The 16,542-nt window shown below is 63.1% G+C and carries 14 protein-coding genes; 9 read left to right on the top strand and 5 right to left on the bottom strand.

The window, feature by feature from the left end; all coding sequences use genetic code 11:
* Positions 1-24: 24 nt before the first annotated feature.
* Positions 25-1,614, bottom strand: a complete 1,590-nt coding sequence (locus ACGYK2_RS07885; RefSeq protein ID WP_271688251.1) for an ATP-binding protein — start codon at positions 1,612-1,614, stop codon at positions 25-27.
* Positions 1,615-1,863: 249 nt separating this feature from the next.
* On the opposite strand from ACGYK2_RS07885, the gene ACGYK2_RS07880 reads away from it, so the two are divergent.
* Complete coding sequence (locus ACGYK2_RS07880) at positions 1,864-2,718, top strand: fumarylacetoacetate hydrolase family protein (RefSeq protein ID WP_271688250.1); 855 nt, start codon at positions 1,864-1,866, stop codon at positions 2,716-2,718.
* 31 nt (positions 2,719-2,749) lie between these two features.
* On the opposite strand, the gene ACGYK2_RS07875 is transcribed toward ACGYK2_RS07880, so the two are convergent.
* Positions 2,750-4,822, bottom strand: a complete 2,073-nt coding sequence (locus ACGYK2_RS07875) for an ATP-binding protein (protein WP_271688249.1) — start codon at positions 4,820-4,822, stop codon at positions 2,750-2,752.
* A 162-nt stretch (positions 4,823-4,984) separates the two neighbouring features.
* On the bottom strand, positions 4,985-5,848 hold the full coding sequence (locus tag ACGYK2_RS07870) for an alpha/beta fold hydrolase (RefSeq protein WP_271688248.1): 864 nt from the start codon (positions 5,846-5,848) through the stop codon (positions 4,985-4,987).
* Between the two features lie 233 nt (positions 5,849-6,081).
* Between ACGYK2_RS07870 and ACGYK2_RS07865 the strand changes: the two genes are divergently transcribed.
* Positions 6,082-6,687 carry a helix-turn-helix transcriptional regulator gene (locus tag ACGYK2_RS07865; RefSeq protein ID WP_067265514.1) on the top strand — a complete coding sequence of 202 codons (606 nt, stop codon included), beginning with the start codon at positions 6,082-6,084 and terminating at the stop codon, positions 6,685-6,687.
* 13 nt (positions 6,688-6,700) lie between these two features.
* Here the strand turns inward: ACGYK2_RS07865 and ACGYK2_RS07860 are convergent, their stop codons facing one another.
* Positions 6,701-6,925, bottom strand: a complete 225-nt coding sequence (locus ACGYK2_RS07860; protein ID WP_271688247.1) for a hypothetical protein — start codon at positions 6,923-6,925, stop codon at positions 6,701-6,703.
* A 286-nt stretch (positions 6,926-7,211) separates the two neighbouring features.
* Here ACGYK2_RS07860 and ACGYK2_RS07855 point away from each other — a divergent pair, with 286 nt between their 5' ends.
* Both ACGYK2_RS07855 and ACGYK2_RS07850 read left to right on the top strand, forming a co-directional pair.
* Positions 7,212-9,728, top strand: coding sequence for a PAS domain-containing protein (locus ACGYK2_RS07855; RefSeq protein ID WP_394374273.1), 2,517 nt, complete (start codon positions 7,212-7,214; stop codon positions 9,726-9,728).
* Between the two features lies 1 nt (position 9,729).
* Positions 9,730-10,368, top strand: a complete 639-nt coding sequence (locus tag ACGYK2_RS07850) for a response regulator transcription factor (RefSeq protein WP_271688243.1) — start codon at positions 9,730-9,732, stop codon at positions 10,366-10,368.
* 104 nt (positions 10,369-10,472) lie between these two features.
* Here ACGYK2_RS07850 and ACGYK2_RS07845 read toward each other — a convergent pair whose 3' ends face one another.
* The gene (locus ACGYK2_RS07845) at positions 10,473-11,594 is read right to left on the bottom strand and encodes a Do family serine endopeptidase (RefSeq protein ID WP_271688241.1); all 1,122 of its coding nucleotides are present in this window, start codon (positions 11,592-11,594) and stop codon (positions 10,473-10,475) included.
* A 162-nt stretch (positions 11,595-11,756) separates the two neighbouring features.
* Here ACGYK2_RS07845 and ACGYK2_RS07840 point away from each other — a divergent pair, with 162 nt between their 5' ends.
* From ACGYK2_RS07840 to ACGYK2_RS07820, 5 genes are all read left to right on the top strand, one after another.
* Complete coding sequence (locus ACGYK2_RS07840; protein ID WP_271688239.1) at positions 11,757-12,428, top strand: response regulator transcription factor; 672 nt, start codon at positions 11,757-11,759, stop codon at positions 12,426-12,428.
* Entirely contained in the window at positions 12,425-13,774 is a 1,350-nt protein-coding gene (locus tag ACGYK2_RS07835) for a HAMP domain-containing sensor histidine kinase (protein WP_271688237.1), read from the top strand. The genes ACGYK2_RS07840 and ACGYK2_RS07835 overlap by 4 nt, the downstream gene beginning before the upstream one ends.
* A gap of 90 nt (positions 13,775-13,864) precedes the next feature.
* A complete protein-coding gene (locus tag ACGYK2_RS07830) occupies positions 13,865-15,343 on the top strand; it encodes a cytochrome ubiquinol oxidase subunit I (protein WP_271688235.1) in 1,479 nt (492 codons plus the stop codon).
* A gap of 1 nt (position 15,344) precedes the next feature.
* Positions 15,345-16,352 (top strand): cytochrome d ubiquinol oxidase subunit II, encoded by a 1,008-nt coding sequence (cydB, locus tag ACGYK2_RS07825; RefSeq protein ID WP_271688233.1) that lies wholly within the window; start codon positions 15,345-15,347, stop codon positions 16,350-16,352.
* A complete protein-coding gene (locus ACGYK2_RS07820; RefSeq protein WP_136720396.1) occupies positions 16,352-16,462 on the top strand; it encodes a DUF2474 family protein in 111 nt (36 codons plus the stop codon). Before cydB ends, ACGYK2_RS07820 begins: the two co-directional genes overlap by 1 nt.
* Positions 16,463-16,542: the final 80 nt, after the last annotated feature.

Here is a 16,542-nt window from a genome sequence, read left to right as displayed (position 1 = left end):
GCCCGCCGGGGCCGCGATGCGCCGTCAGGAGGCGGCCATCGCATCCGGCCGCCCTTCGAGCGGCGGGAAGTCTACGAAAAAGGTCGTGCCTTCGCCCTCGGCGGTTTCAAAGCGGATTTCCCCAAGGTGCTGGTCGACAATGGCTTTGACGATGCTCATTCCCAGCCCGTGCCCCTCTTTGACCCGGTAGCTGGAGCCGCGGGAAAACCGTTCGAAAAGAACCGGTTGCAGATCCAAAGGCAGACCGCTGCCGTGGTCTTTGACCCAGAACCCGGTGCCATCTTCCGAAAGGCCAAGCTGAACCGTGCCGCCTTCGTCCGAGGCTTTGATCGCGTTGGACAACAGGTTTGACAACAGCCGCGTGAGCCGCCCTTCGTGCAGCCGCAACAGCGGTGCGGGGGCCTCGGAGGGGGTCATTTCCAAGCCGACGCCGCGCTCTTTCGCGTAGGAGACCAAGGTCTCTGAGGCTTGGGCCAAGAGCGGTGCCAAGGCGCGTTCGGAGAACCCCGATTGATCCGGTCTGCGCAGGGTTTCGACATCCAGAATATCCCCCACCATCTGATCGATCGCCCGCGCGTTGCGCATCGCAAGCTGCAACAATTTGCGCTTTTGCGGCGGCAGATCGTCCGGGTTCAACTCAAGCAAGCGCAGCGCCCCGGTCAGCGCGGTCAGCGGGGTTTTCATCTCGTGGCTGACGGTGGCGATAAGCTGGTCCTTGGCGCGTTCAAACTCGCGTTGCTCACTGACGTCGCGCACCACGCCAAGATAGCCCAGATGCTCACCGCGGTCAGTCTCGACCTTGGCGGTGGCGACTTGCCCCTCGAAAGTAGAGCCATCGGCGCGGCGGCAGGCGACGGTAAAGCCGCTTTCCTTGCTGGCCGTGCCAGCGTTCGAAAGCTCTTCGCCCATTCGTTCGTAGCTGCCGAGGGTCTCGTAAAGAACCGCCGTCTGCCGCCCCAAAAGCGCGTCGGGGGTGTAGCCGAACAGTGTTTCAACCGCCGGGTTCACCATGGCCACGCGGCGGTTGGGATCGGCCATGATGATGGCCTCGGGCACGGCATCGACCATCGCCTTGAGCAGCCCGCGCTGCTCGCGCAACGCGCGGCGCTCGGATTGCCGCGAGAGCTCGCTGCTCAGCCAGCGGGCGAGGAATTGAACGAATTGGGTCTGCGCCTTGCTGAACGGGGCGGGGCGCGGGGCGGTGCCGGAAAAGTTCAACGTCCCAAAGAGCGCATCGCCGATTTTCAGCGGTGCCCCAATGTAGCTTTCCAGCCCAAAGTTCTCATAGCAGGGATGGGCCGAAATCTCTTGCTGGCCCGCGTGGTGAAAAGAGGTCACATCGTCGTTGCCCAGCGTATGCAGGCAATAGGTGCCATTGATGTCGAAGGTGCTGCCGGGGGCGGGTGCCCAATCGGGCCCATGGACATAGACGCATTCATAGACCGGGTGATCCACGCGGGAGACGATGCCAAGTTCGAGGTCAAGCGCCTCTGTGCCCAGTTGTAAAAGCTTGGCGATCTTGTCTTCGACAGAGAGGTCAGGTTCGACAGCAAGCATATAGAGTTGCCGCAGCGGATCGTCGAAATCCGCCAGAGCGTTGTAAAAGTCGTTCATATTTGCCTCTGTCGTGGTCTTTGCATCTGTCTTGGCGCGTGGGCAGATGTTCACCCAAGGTATCCCCCTCGGGCGCCGCTGCCAATGCCGCAACGGCTAAATTGGGGCAAGAACAAGACTTTTCACCCCGGTAAGCAGACGGATGCCGATTGGCAGAGACGGCGTGCGCCCCTTTGCAAAGCGGTGGCCATCGCCAACCCAGCAGCTATGGTACGGCCAACGAGGGTTGCGAAGAGGGGAGATTTCACCATGCGATTGATGCGATACGGGGCGCGGGACGGTGCGAAAACGCCGGTGGTGCTAGATGCGGCAGGGCAGGCGCGGGATGTCAGCGCCCTTGTGCCGGACTTCACGCCCGAGACGATCCCGACGCTGCGGGAGGTGTTTGAGGGCGTCGATCTGGAAGGGCTGCCACTGGCCCAGACCCAAGGCCAGCGCATCGCCGCGCCGGTCAGCCAACCGCGCAACATCTGGGGCGTCGGGTTGAACTATTCCGACCATGCGGCCGAGTCGGGCATGGAGGTGCCGCGCGAGCCGATCCTGTTCAACAAGGCCAGCCGCACCTATTGCGGGCCGAACGATCCGCTTCTCTATTCTAAAGAGATGAGCAAGCTTGATTGGGAGGTCGAGTTGGGCGTGGTGATCGGGCGTACCACCTTGAACGTCAGCCGCGATCGGGCGCTGGATCATGTGCTGGGCTATTGCGTCGTCAACGACGTGTCCGAGCGCGCGTGGCAGGCCGAGCGGGGCGGGCAATGGGTCAAGGGCAAGAGCTTTCCCAACTTTTGCCCGACAGGGCCAGTGCTCGTGACGGGGGATGAGTTGGGCGATCCGGGCAAGCTGTCGCTTTGGGCCGAGATCAATGGCGAGCGGCTGCAAGATGGTTCTACCGAAAAGATGATCTTCGATGTGGCGACGATTATCTCCTACATGTCCGAATTCATCCAGTTGGAGCCGGGCGATCTGATCTGCACGGGCACCCCGCCGGGCGTGGGCATGGGGCTGAAACCGCAACGCTATCTCAGCCCCGGCGACCGGGTTCGGCTAGGTGTGCAAGGGCTGGGCGAGCAGGAGCAAGTGGTGGAGCACCTGCCTGCGCGGTGAGGCATGGTGTTGAAGAGCCGAGGTGCGGCGCTCAGGCCACCTCGGCCTCCCGCGCTTCGGCGGCGGCGAGGGCAATGGCAGGGCGCAGGGGCAGGGTCAGCAAAAAGCTACTGCCCTTGCCCATGATGCTGGTGGCGACAAGGCTGCCGCCATGGGCGGTGGCGATGTCGCGCGAAATGGCAAGGCCCAGCCCGGTGCCGCCAAAGCGGCGGGTGGCGGTGGAATCGACCTGATGGAAGGGTTCGAAAACGCGCTCCAGCTCATCTTCGGGGATGCCGATGCCGGAATCGGTCACGCGGAATTCCACCACCTCCCCCCGAATGCGGCAGGTCAGCGAAATGGTCCCTTCGTCGGAGAATTTCGTCGCATTGCTCAGCAGGTTGATCAACACTTGCTGAATGCGTTTGCCATCCGCCAGCATCACGCCGCTGGCCGATTTCACCTTTAACTCCAGCCCTTTGTCTTCGACCATCGGGCGCAGCTGATCTGCGGTCGGGGTGACGATATCGTCGATCTGCACCGGCTCCATCGCAATGGACAGGCTGCCCGCGTCGATCTTGGCAAAGTCGAGCACCTCGTTGATCAGGGTCAGCAGGTGATTGCCCGACCGCTCGACCGTTTGCATGATGTCGCCCAGTTTGGACATGGTCGCCGACAGCTTGGGAGAGAGCGTTTCGCGGGTCTGGGGATCAGCCTCGATGGCGGTGCATAGGTCACGCGCCGCCGGGGTCCGGTCAAAATGCCGCGCAAGGCGGACATGGCCCAGAATGACGGTCAGCGGCGTGCGCAACTCATGGCTCAGCACGCCCATGAAATCGGTCTTGGCCTTGTTCGCGTCCTCGGCGGTCAAAAGCGCCTTTTTCAGATCGGTCACGTCGATCCGCAGACCCACGACGCTGCCATCTTTCATCCGCCGGTCCGAGGTGCGGATGATGCGGCCATCGGGCATGCGCTGCTCGGTCTCGAAGGCGCCGTTCTCCCGCTTTTCCAGCCAGATGCGGATCCATTCCTCTTCCTTGCCGATGGCATCGGGGACCATGCCGCGGCGAATGCTGTCCCGCACGATCTGTTCATAGGTCGAGCCGGGCTTCACCACGTCGCTATAGCCATGAATCTCGCGGTATTTTTCGTTGCAAAGCACCAAGGTACCCTTGGCGTCATACATAACGAAACCGTGGTCCAAGGCTTCGACACCGGTGCGCAGCCGTTCTTCGGCAAGTTTGCGGTTGTCGGCCAGACGCATGATGTACCACGCGAAAATCGTAACGCCGAGCGCGCCTTGCAGACGCAAGAGCCAGTTCAGCCAGAAGTCCGGGCGGTGCTCTGGCCAGCCACCTTTGACCGTGGCGGCCAGTTGCCACGTGCCAAAGGCAAAGCTGAAGTCGAGCTTGATCGGGTCGACCAAGGTCATTTCTGGGTCGCCGATGATGGTCTGTTCGACCTCTCCCTCTGGCGTCAACTCGCGGATGGCCAGATCGTATTTCTCGGTCAGTTCGGGGATTTGTAACCGGGTGACGAGGGCATCGTAATCCACCACCATCGAAAGGATGCCCCAAGGCGTGTCCGGCGCGGCATTGGTGCCGGTTGAATCAAAGATCGGATGTCGCAGGATCAACCCGCGCCCGCCCTGTACCAGATCGACCGGGCCGGTCACCAGCCCCTCGCCGCTTTGCAAAGCCTGTTCGACTTTCGGCAATTGTGCCGCGTTCTGGCGATAGTCCAGCCCCAGCACGCCGCGATTGGCCTCATAGGGGTGGACGATGGTAACAACGAGGTCCGGGGCCACGGCGAGGTTGATGACATCTGGGTTCTCGGCCATGAACTCTGCCGCGCGGGCGCTGAATTCGGATTGGGTGATCGTCGGGTTCTCGCTGATGACGGTGGCCAATTCGCGGAGTTTCAGGATCTGCTCGAAGATATCCGCGCGGATCCGTTCGCGGACTTCGATCAGCTCCAAGGTGGTGTCGAGCTCCAGATCCTGCATGTAGGTCTGGTAGGACAGCGTCTCGATCCGATGGCCAAAGCCAAGGACAACGGCGCAGAGCGCGACCAGCACGACAATCCGTTTCGCACGCTGAGACAGCGCATTTCTGATCTTTTCCATGCCGGCTTTGCCCAAAGTGGTCCCTGTCCTCCACGCTCCGGCCTTCTGAGGGCCGGATACGCCCCGAGGACATTAGACCGCACAGTACTTTGTTGACGCAAGGAAAATACCCGGATGCATCCAAATGCCGGGGCGGTAGCGTCAATTTTGCATTAATCGCCCCTATGAGGGTGCGGATTGTCCCAACAATTCAACCAGAACGCGACGCAGCAGAGAGATATCTTGGGGGTTGGACATGCTGGGCGCATGGCCGCAGCCGGGGAATTCGGTCATGTCGGGCCGGGGGCCGCTTTGCGTCATCCGCTGTGCGGCCTCGGGTTGCAGCAGGTCCGACTGCGCGCCGCGCAGCAGATGGGTGGGCGTGCGGGTCCGTGACCAACGGTCCCATGTCGACAACTCATGCGCCGAGGCGGTAAACTGCACGGTGATGCGCGGATCATAATGCAGGGTCAGCCGCCCATCCCCACGGCGACGTAGCGACGTGCGCGCCATGCGCTGCCAATAGGCATCTGCCGCCGGGCCGAAGGGGGCGTAGGTCTTCCGCAGCCAGGCTTCTCCTTTTGCGAAACTGTCGAAGGCGGGCAGGCTGCCCACATAGGAAAGGATCCGCTGCACCGCCGCCTCGGGCAGTTCGGGGCTGATGTCATTCACCACCAAGGCGCTGACACGCCGGGCCTCAGGGCTAGAGGCGACATGCATCCCGATCATGCCGCCCAGAGAGGTGCCGAACCACGCGGCGCGGTCGATCTGGAAGTGATCCAAAAGCCCCGTCGCGATTTGCGCGTAATGTTCGACCGAATATTCCACCTCAGGGTCTCGCGCCCAACTCGACCTTCCGCGCCCGATCATGTCGGGACAGAGCACATGGAAATCCCGCGACAGGGCAGCGGCGGCCTCATCGAAATCGCGCCCTGTGCGGGCCAGACCGTGCAGCATTAGCAATGCAGGTTTCTGGCGATCACCCCATTCGGCGACATGCACCTCATGGCCTATTACGGGGACAAAGTGGAAATGGGGGGCGGTCATTGGCGCGTGCCTTTCCGGGTCAGCATGGGCATAGCGCGGGTGATGCCACCCGCGCCCTTGCCCCCTGCCAGCCGTACCCGCGCGTCCGCGGCCCGCGCGATCATGGCGCGTCCGCCATGCGCTTGCGTGTTAGCATCGCGTCCTCCCTGCACGGGCCAGCGCCGTGTTGCGCCGCCTCCTCCCGTCGACTAGCTTGCGGTTTCAGCATCCGAAATAGAGTTAAACGGAGCAAGATGGTGGAAATACGTACCGACGATTGCTTTGCGCAGGGGCGCTTTGAAGAGCTTGCCTTTGTTCATGCGCCCGTCGGGCTTGTGGTGACCGAGAACCGCTGCATCCGCGACTGCAACAACGCCTTCGCGGCGATGTTCGGCTATGCGCGCGGCGATCTGCGCGACCAGCTTTTCGCCATTCTCTATCCCTCGGATGAAGAGTTCGTAAATATCCGCGACCGCGGCGTCGACCAGCTGCGAAAGACCAATACCTATTGGGACGAGCGCATCATGGCACGGCGCGACGGCAGCCTGTTCTGGTGCCGGGTGCGCGGCCATTCCTTCACCCCCGAACGCCCGCTCGACCGCGCGGTCTGGAGCTTTGCGGATCTCTCTGCCGAGCGGCCCTATCTGCCGCTGACCCGGCGCGAGCGCGAGATCCTGAGCCATCTGGCAGAGGGGCTGACCAGCAAGCAAATCGCGCTCAACCTCGATATCTCGCACCGGACGGTAGAGGTCTATCGCGCCAAATTGCTCAAGAAATTCGGGGTCAGCAATACGTCGGGCCTGTTTCATTCGTTGGGCGGGATCGACAGTGACCATGTGGTGTCCAACAGTACGAAGTGAGCGGTCTCGGCGCTTAGCCCGCGTCATTCCATTCATCACCCTGTTCGGCGCTCTGTGGGGGCGGGGCCGCGGCAGGCTGCGCTTCACCGTCGGATTTGCCCGCTTTCTCAGCGGCTTCGGCCATCGCGTCGGCCTGAGCGTAGAGGCTGCGGATCTCCATCAGATCGGCCTGCGTGGGCGTCTTGCTCTCTGCCTTTTCGTCAGAGGACTTCGAGGGTGGGGTTTCACTATCTGTCACTGCAAAATCCGCGTTTTGACCATGTATCACACGGCCAATTCCGTGGGGTGAGCACAAGCTACCGGCCTGAAATTGCGCCGCCAATTGGGCAAAGCCCCAGCCGGGTCAGGGTTATCCCCTATAGTCGGGAACAAGCTGCTGAAATTGGGGCAGATATTTTCACGATTTTATGGCGCGGCATCGTATACCCGTATTGCGAGGCAGATTAATCGCTCTTTGTCAGGGTTTCCCCCAATAGACAGGGGGGCCAAAAGGACAGACCTTTCGAGGGAAAGTAGAGGTGCGCATGAGCTTGGTCGCGGCGTTTACATTGATTGCGCTGTGCGGGATCGTCTTGTCCGGCGTGATGATCGCCAAGCAGATCGGCGATGCGATCAACCGCTTCGCCGTGGGGGGCGCGGTTGCGGTCTTGGCGCTTTATGTCGCCGTGGTGTCGGCATCGGCCCCGCGCGGCGGCGCCTATAGCGATCCGATCGAACTGGTCTTTGCGGTGGCGGCGCTTGCGGTGCTGGTGGCGCAGGTCTGGCGCGTGATGCGCAACCGGCGCAAGTTGCAAAACACCGCCAACACCGATGAGACACGGCGCAGATTGCCCGACTTCCTCGACCATTTGCCGGTGCAGGCGGCCTTTCTCACGCCCGATATGACCTATGCTTTCGTCAATGACGCCTATAGCGCGTCCTTCGGCAGGCCAGCGGATCAGATCGTGGGCAAACACCTGTCGCAGATCGTCCCACCGGACCTGCTGGACGAGATTTCGGACAACCTTGAAAAGGCCTTGGCCGGGCGGCAGGTCACATGGCATTTCGATTTCTCGCGCCCCGTGCTGGACCGCACCCAAGGGGCGGCGGTCTATCAGCCGCTGTCCGACCGGGGGCAGGTGGTGGGGGTGCTGGTCATGATCATGGACCGCTCCGCCGTGCAGGACGCGGTGCATGAGGCAGAGGTCAGCGCGGCGAAACATGCGCTTGCGGCAGAGGTGGCGGGGATCGGCTATCTGGAGTGGGATCAGCAGGGCGCGCTGGTCGATGCCTCGCCCGAGGTGGAGGCGCTTTTGGGCCGCGACGCGCAGAACCTGCGCGAGATGTGGCAGCAGGGGCAAAGTTTCGTGGAGCCGCGCAGCCGCGCCACGATCCGCAACAACCTGCATATGGCAGGCAGCCGTCCGCGCGATGTGGTGGAGAACGTCAAGTTTCTTGCCGCCAGCGGACGCCAGATCGAAGCGCGGGCCTGCATTCGCCGTTTGGACCGGGGCCGTCATGTGCATCTGCTGGCCGCGATCCAAGATGTGACGGATCAGCAAAACGTGCTGACCGAACTGGTGGAAAGCGAAACCCGCTTTCGCGACTTCACCGAAAGCGCGACCGATTGGGTCTGGGAGATGGACGCCGAAGGGCGTTTCACCTTTCTGTCAGGCGGGGGCCGTCAGACCGATGCGGAGACCCCGATCTTCGATCTGGGTAAGACCCTTGCCGAAGCCGATGTGGCGAAAGAGCAAGGGGATTACGAGCTGCTACAACAACGCTTCGCCGCGCGAGAAGCCTTTCGTGATCTGCGGTTGGTCCTGTCCTTGGGCAAGAGGCGGACACGGCAGATCGACATGTCGGGCAAACCTTTCTTCGATGCCCAAGCGGAACTGGCAGGCTATCGCGGCACCTGTTTCGACATGACCGAAATCGCCACCGCCGAGACCGAGCGCAAAAGCGCGCTGGAGGCTTTGGCGCTGGCTTTCGAGAATATCTCGACCATGGTGGCGCTCTTCGACAGCAGCGACCGTCTGGTCTATTGCAACGAGGAATATCGCGCGACCTATGCCGGGATGGAGGGCGAAATCATCGGAAAACACTTCGATGAACTGCTCGCCCATTTCACCCAGACCGGCAAATTGGCGACGACCACCGAAGGCAAGTTCCGCTGGAGCGCGCAGCGGCGCGACCGGCGCAACACCCCGGCCAAGTTCTTTCGTGCGCGGACATCGACGGGCCGTTGGTTAGAGGTGACGGATTACCCCGTGGCCGCGGGCGGGCTTTTGACCATCGCCGCCGACATCACCGAAAAGGTCGAGCGCGAAGAGCGGCTGCACCGGCATGAAACGGCGCTGCAACTGCTCAACCGGCGCGAAACTCTGGGCCAGATGACCGCCGCCATCGCCCATGAATTGAACCAGCCTTTAGCCGCTATTCACAATTTTGCCGCAGGCTGCGTGCTGCGTGCCAAGAACGACCAGCTTGAGAGAGAGGATATGATCGCCGTGCTCAACAATATGCAAAGCCAATCTGAACGGGCCAGCGCCATCCTGCGCTCCATGTCGAACTATCTGCATAGCGACGATGCCGACCGCAATGCGGTCCGCTTTGACGAGATCCTCCGCTTGGTGCAACTGCTGATCCAGCCCGAAAGCTCGGCCACCGGGGTCACCGTGGCCATCAACGATCAATGTGGCGAAGTCGCCCTGCATTGCGCCCGGATCGAGATCGAGCAGCTGTTGATTAACCTCATCAAGAACGGCATCGACGCCTGTCGGGAGGCGGAGCGTGCGGATGCCGAAGTTTCGGTCACCGCGCGCTGCGAAGCCGGGGAGATCGTGATCGACGTGGCCGATGCGGGGCGCGGCTTTGCCCCGGACATGCCCGCGCAGACCGCTTTCAGCGCCTTCCGCTCGACCAAGGACAAGGGGCTTGGCGTGGGGCTGGCGATTTGCGAAACGATCGTTCTGTCCCATGGCGGAACGATCGCTGTGACGAAATCCGATGCCGAAGGCGCCTGCCTGACCGTGCGTCTGCCGCTGGAGGTGCAAAAGTAGAATGTCGGAAGAAGGGATCGTTTACGTCGTCGATGATGACGCCGCGGTGCGGGAGTCTCTGGTGTGGTTGCTGGGCTCCGTCGGGCTGCGCGCCATTCCCTTTGCATCGGCGGCAGCGTTCCTCGATAGCTATGAGGACAGCGGTTGCTGCTGCCTTGTGAGCGATGTGCGGATGCCGGGGATGAGCGGTTTGGAGTTGCAAAAGGCGCTGAACGCGCGGGGGATCAAACTGCCGCTGATCCTGATGACGGCCTTCGGCGATGTCTCTACCGCTGTGACGGCGATGAAGGCGGGGGCGGTGGATTTTATTGAAAAACCCTTTAACAACCAAAACATGCTCGACCTGATCAACGCGGCCCTGCAGTCCGATGCGGCCCGGCGCAGGAGCAAGGCGGCAGAGGTCGAAAATGCGCAGCTTCTGGCCCGGCTCACCCCGCAGGAGCATCGGGTGTTCGAGCGGGTGGCGGCTGGGCTGTCGAACCGTGAGATCGGCAGCGAGATGGACATCTCCATCAAGACGGTCGAGGTGCACCGCGCGCGGGTGATGCGCAAGCTTGAGGCGAATTCCGTGGCGGAACTGGTGCGGTTCCATATGCATAATGCACCATCAGGCGAAGGTGATGGCGGCGAGGGGACGTAAAAAGCCCCGGCAGTGCAGGACCACCGGGGCAGGCTGCCTAGCCCCCGGCGAGGGCGAAGGGCTGGGGCTTCCCGGCGGCATGAGGGGCGCCGGGAAGGCGTGGATCACGCCGGCTTGGGTTCCAGCGCGCCCACGGTCACGTCGAGGGTCTGTTCAGACCCTTTGCGCAGCACGACGACCTCTGCCGCGCTCTCGGGCGTGGTGGTGGCCACGGCGCGGGTGAGGTCGCGCAGATCGTCCACTTCCGTGTCGCCGAAGGACAGGATGATGTCGCCCTTCTTAAGGCCCGCTTTGGCGGCGGGGCTGTCTTCGGTGATCGCTTCGATCACCGCGCCGCGCGGCTCGTCATAGCCCAGCACATTGGCGACCTCGGGGGTCATGGGCCGGATTTGCACGCCCAGCCAGCCCCGCTCGACCGACCCGTCATCGGCCAGATCGGCGACGATGGTCTGCACCAGATCCGAGGGCACCGAGAAGCCGATGCCGACCGAACCGCCGCCCGGCGACAGGATCGCGGTGTTCACGCCCACGACTTCGCCTTCGCTGTTAAAGAGCGGCCCGCCCGAGTTGCCGCGGTTGATCGCCGCGTCGGTCTGGATGAAGTCGTCGAAAGGCCCGGCCTGAATGTCACGCGACAGGGCCGAAACGATGCCCGAAGTGACGGTGCCGCCAAGGCCAAAGGGGTTGCCCACGGCCACGACCTCATCACCCACGCGCAGGGTTTTCGAGGTGCCGAAGTCCACTTTGGGCAGGTCCACATCCGCGGCAACCTTTAGCAGCGCGATGTCGGTCATCGCGTCACTGCCCACCACTTCGGCGTCGAACTTACGGCCATCGGCGAGTTTCACGGTCACTGTCTCGGCACCTGCGACGACGTGGTGGTTGGTCACGATCTGGCCGTCCTCGGAGATGATGAAGCCCGAACCCAGACCCTGACGCGGAGCGGGGGCGGCGCCATCCTGACCGGGCAGCATGTGCTCGAACCGGCGGCGCAGTTCCTCGGGCATGCCGGGGGGCAGCTGTTGCTGGGCCACGGCCTGCTGCTGCTTGCCGGTCACTTCGATGAAGACGACGGCCGGGGAGACGGCCTCGACCAGGTCGGCATAGCCGCCCGGCGGGACCGCAAGCGCGGCCGAGGGGGCCAGCGCCAGCATCGGCGTCGCGGCCATCGCGGCGCTCAGCGCAAGGGCGGCGGCGCGGGGGGCTTTGGAAAGGGTCTTGGTCATTGCATGCTCCTTGCTGTGCATTCGGTCGTTCCGGGAGCCTATCTGGACCTGCGGTTTTACAGTGCCTTGCCGTGCCCTATACAAATTTGTGAGATTGCCGCCTCTGGGCTGCACGGGCGGCGAATTTGGCATAATTCATCGGCAATCCTACATGAGGACACGATGAAACTGCTTGTTGTCGAAGACGATACCACCACCAGCACCTATATCGCGCGCGGCCTGCGCGAAGAGGGGCATGCGGTGGATGTGGTCGCGGATGGCCGCGACGGGTTGGTACAGGCCACCACCGGGCAATATGACGTGCTGATCCTTGACCGGATGCTGCCCGAGTTGGATGGGCTGACGCTGCTGAAAACCCTGCGTGGGGCGGGCAATACCACCCCGGTCCTGCTGCTGACGGCCATGGGCGCGGTGGAGGACCGGATCGACGGGCTCAATGCCGGGGCGGATGACTATCTGGTCAAACCCTTCGCCTTCGGAGAGCTTTCGGCGCGGGTCAACGCACTGGCCCGCCGCCCGCAGGCGTTGGAGCAGGAGACGGTCCTGCGCGCGGGCGACCTGACCATGGACCTCATCAGCCGCCGGGTGACGCGGGCGGGCCAAGAGATCGACCTGCTGCCGCGGGAGTTTGCCCTCTTGGAGCATCTCTTGCGCCGCAAGGGCCGGGTGCAGACCCGCACCATGCTGCTGGAGGCGGTCTGGGACATTTCCTTTGACCCAATGACCAATGTGGTGGAGACCCATATCAGCCGGTTGCGCGCCAAGGTCGACCGGCCCTTTGACAGCGAACTCATCCAGACCGTGCGTGGCGCTGGCTATAGGATCGACGCATGAGGGCGCGGCTGGCGGGGCTCTGGCGGTCAATGCCGCTACGTCTGGCGCTTTTGCTGGTGCTTTTGTTCACCATCGTCAGCCTGCTCAGCCTCGCGGCCAGTTATGCCGTCACCCAGCGGTCCTTCGAACAGGCGATCCGCGCCGATCTGGCACAGGACATGGCGGGCTTTCGTGCTGCCCCCGGCGCCGCCGCCCTCGCGCGGCTGGTCGAGGCGGAATCGCGTGAGACCGACCCGAACCGGCTGATCCTCAGCTACATCGGTCCCAACGGGCGCATTTATGGCAACGGGGCCATCGCGCGCGATAACGAGGGCTATCACATCGTCTCGATCGGCGCGGCGCGGGCGGAGTATCGGGGTGTTTACCTGACCCTGACCGACACGCTCTATGGCGGGCTTTTGACCATCGCGCGCAGCCGGGCCGAGATCACGGCCCTGCGCGAGGTTTTCGTCAATATTCTGCTGGTAAGCCTGCTGCCCACGGTGCTGATCGCGCTGTCGGGCGGGCTGATCCTTGCCCGCCGCTCCAAACGCCATGTGGAGGTGATCCGCGCCACGCTAGACCGGCTGACGACAGGGGACCTGGCCGCAAGGGTCGCGCCGGGGCCGCGCTGGTCGGATGACCTGCTGCGCATCGGCGAGGCGGTGAACCAGATGGCTCGGGCGCAGGAAACCTCTGTCGCGGCGCTGCGGCAGGTCTCTCTCGATATCGCGCATGACCTGAAGACCCCGATTCAGCGTGTCTCCGTCCATCTCGACGATCTGGACCGGGCCGAAGCCACGGGCGCTGACCTTGCCGAACCGCTGGCCCGCGCGCGTGCCGAGTTGGACGGCATCGCCGCAATCTTTCAATCGCTTCTGCAATTGGCGCAGGTGGAGCAGGGCGAGGCCCGCGCTCATTTCACCCCCGTTGACCTCACCGCGCTTTGCCGCACCATGGTCGAGCTTTACGAACCCGCAGCAGGGGAGCAGGGTAAACGCCTGATCTGCGACCTGTCGGAAACGCCTGTCCACGTCACGGGCGACCGGGCGCTGTTGGGCCAACTGCTGGCCAATCTGATCGAAAACGCCCTGCGCCATTCCGGCGATGCCGAGGCGGTTGAGATATCGCTGAAACAGGCGTCGGGGGAGGTCACGCTCACGGTGGCTGACGGCGGCCCCGGCATTCCGGCTGAGGACCACGACAAAGTGTTGCAGCGGCTTTACCGGCTGGATCGCAGCCGGGGCACGCCGGGTCATGGGCTGGGTCTGCCGCTGGTCGATGGGGTCGCGAAACTCCATGGGGCAAGGCTGGAGCTTGCCGACAACGCGCCGGGGCTGCGCGTCGTGGTGACGTTCGACAGCTAGAACGCGGGCCAAGCACTGCGGCAATTTAGCCTGTGCCGCTCCCGCCGCCCGGTCCTATATAGGTCAGGAAACAATACGCGGGGGCTTCATATGCTCGACGGTTACACCGCCGAAATCCTAGCGCGGGTGCAATTCGCATTCACGGTTTCGTTCCACATCATCTTCCCGGCTTTCTCGATCGGGTTGGCGAGCTTTCTGGCTGTGCTCAACGCGCTCTGGCTGTGGAAACGCGAAGAGACCTATCTGAAGCTCTTCAACTACTGGAAGAAAATCTTCGCCGTGGCCTTTGGCATGGGGGTCGTCTCGGGCATCGTGATGTCCTACCAGATCGGCACCAACTGGTCGGTCTTCTCTGACAAGGCGGGGCCGGTGGTCGGGCCGCTGATGGCCTATGAGGTGCTCTCGGCCTTTTTCCTTGAGGCGGGCTTTTTGGGCATCATGCTTTTTGGCCGCAAGCGGGTGGGCGACGGGCTGCATATGTTCGCCACAGCGCTGGTCGCGCTTGGCACGCTGGCCTCGGCCACATGGATCTTGTCGGTGAATTCTTGGATGCAGACGCCTGCGGGCTTTGCCATCAATGACGTGGGCCAGTTCGTGCCCGAGGATTGGTGGGCGATCGTGTTCAACCCGTCCTTCCCCTACCGTTTGCTGCATATGGTGCTTGCGGCCTATCTGACCACGGCGTTGGTCGTCGGCGGGGTCGGGGGCCTGCACCTGCTGCGCGATCGTGCGGATGCGGCGGCGCGGCGGATGTTCTCCATGGCGATGTGGATGCTTTTGCTGGTGACCCCGCTGCAAATCCTTGCGGGCGACATGCACGGCCTCAACACGCTGGAGCATCAGCCCGCCAAGGTCATGGCGATGGAGGGGCATTACGACAGCCACCCCGAGGGCGCGCCGCTGATCCTCTTTGGTATCCCGAACCCCGAGGAAAAGCGCATCGACTACGCGGTTGAGATTCCCAAACTGTCGTCGCTGATCCTCAAACATGATCTGAACGCGCCGCTCGACGGGCTGGACACGATTCCGGACGCGGATGAGCCGCCGGTGGCCATCGTTTTCTGGTCCTTCCGCATCATGATCGCGCTTGGCTTTGCGATGCTGGGGCTTGGCCTTTGGGCCGCATTCGCGCGGCTGCGCGGTCGGCTTTACGATGCGCCGATGCTGCACCGGCTGGCGCTGCTGATGGGCCCCACCGGCTTTGTCGCGGTGCTGGCGGGCTGGATCACGACCGAGGTCGGGCGGCAGCCCTTCACCGTCTACGGGCTGTTGCGGACCTCGGAAAGCCTTGCCCCGATCGAGGCACCGGCGGTCGCGACCTCCCTGATTGCTTTCATCGTGGTCTATTTTTTCGTCTTCGGCGCGGGCACTTGGTATATTCTGGCGATGATGCGCAAGCCGGTTGTCGGCCATGTGCTGGAAGACGAGCGTGACGACGTTCAAGGGGACGACGCGCAAGACGGGGCGGCGCAGAACGACCCGGCGCGCGGCGAGGGACCGATCCTTGCTGTCGGCGAAGAGGCGGCGGTCAGAGACAAGACCGCGCATAACAAAGGCGAGGAGAGCTGAGATGTTTGGACTTGAACTTTCGTTCATCTGGGCTGGGATCATCGCCGCAGCGGTGTTGATCTACGTCATCCTCGATGGCTTCGATCTGGGCGTTGGGCTGCTCTTTCCGATGACCAAGGATGAGGGCGAGCGCAATGTGATGATGAACTCGGTCGCGCCCATCTGGGACGGTAACGAGACATGGCTTGTCTTGGGCGGCGGCGGGCTTTTCGCCGTTTTTCCGCTGGCCTATGCGGTGGTGATGCCCGCGCTTTACATGCCGATTATCCTCATGCTGCTGGGGCTGATCTTCCGCGGCGTCGCCTTTGAGTACCGTTGGCGCACGAAACGCTGGAAACCGCTGTGGGACATGGCATTCTTCGGCGGCTCGCTGGTGGCCTCTTTCTGTCAGGGCATCGCCTTGGGCGCGCTGGTTCAGGGGATTGAGATCGAAGGCCGCGCCTATGCGGGCGGCTGGTGGGATTGGCTCACGCCCTTCTCGATCCTGACCGGTATGGCGGTGACCACGGGCTATGCGCTCTTGGGTGCGACATGGCTCAACATGAAGCTTGAGGGCCGCATCCAAGCGCATATGCGCCGCCTTGCATGGCCGTTGGCGGTGGCGACGCTGGTCTTCATGGGGCTGGTCAGCCTTTGGACGCCCTTCACCGACGCAGTCTATTTCGAACGCTGGTTCGCGTGGCCCACCGCGCTCTTCAGCGGCATCGTGCCCCTACTCGTGGCGCTGGCGGCTTTCGGCATGCTGCGCGGGTTGCAACGCCGCGGCGACAAGCAGCCGTTCTTCTGCGCGCTGGCGCTCTTCGTGCTGGGCTTCATCGGCATCGGGATCAGTTTCTACCCGCATATGGTCCCGCCCAGCCTGACCATTGCCGAGGCTGCCGCCCCGGATGAGAGCCTGATGTTCGCGCTGGTCGGCACGCTGGTGCTGCTGCCGCTGATCCTGAGCTACACCGCCTATGCCTATTGGGTGTTCCGCGGCAAGATCGACCCCGAGGAGGGCTATCACTGATGCGCCATTGGCTTAAACGCGCGGGCTGGTTCGTGGCGCTTTGGCTGGCCAGCGTCGCCCTGCTGGCGGTGGTGGCCTATGGCATCCGGCTGGTGATCATGCCCGGCTAACGCAGCGGCGCGGGCCACGGGTCTTGCCAAGCGCGCTGGCTTCTGGCCTCTTCGGGCCAAAGCAGCACGAAAGGACAGCC

Origin of the sequence: Sulfitobacter sp. 1A10359 (genome assembly GCF_043558145.1) — a bacterium.
Taxonomy (GTDB): domain Bacteria; phylum Pseudomonadota; class Alphaproteobacteria; order Rhodobacterales; family Rhodobacteraceae; genus Sulfitobacter; species Sulfitobacter faviae.
The sequence above is the reverse complement of the archived record's forward strand: the minus strand, read 5'-3'. Positions and strand labels throughout refer to the sequence as shown.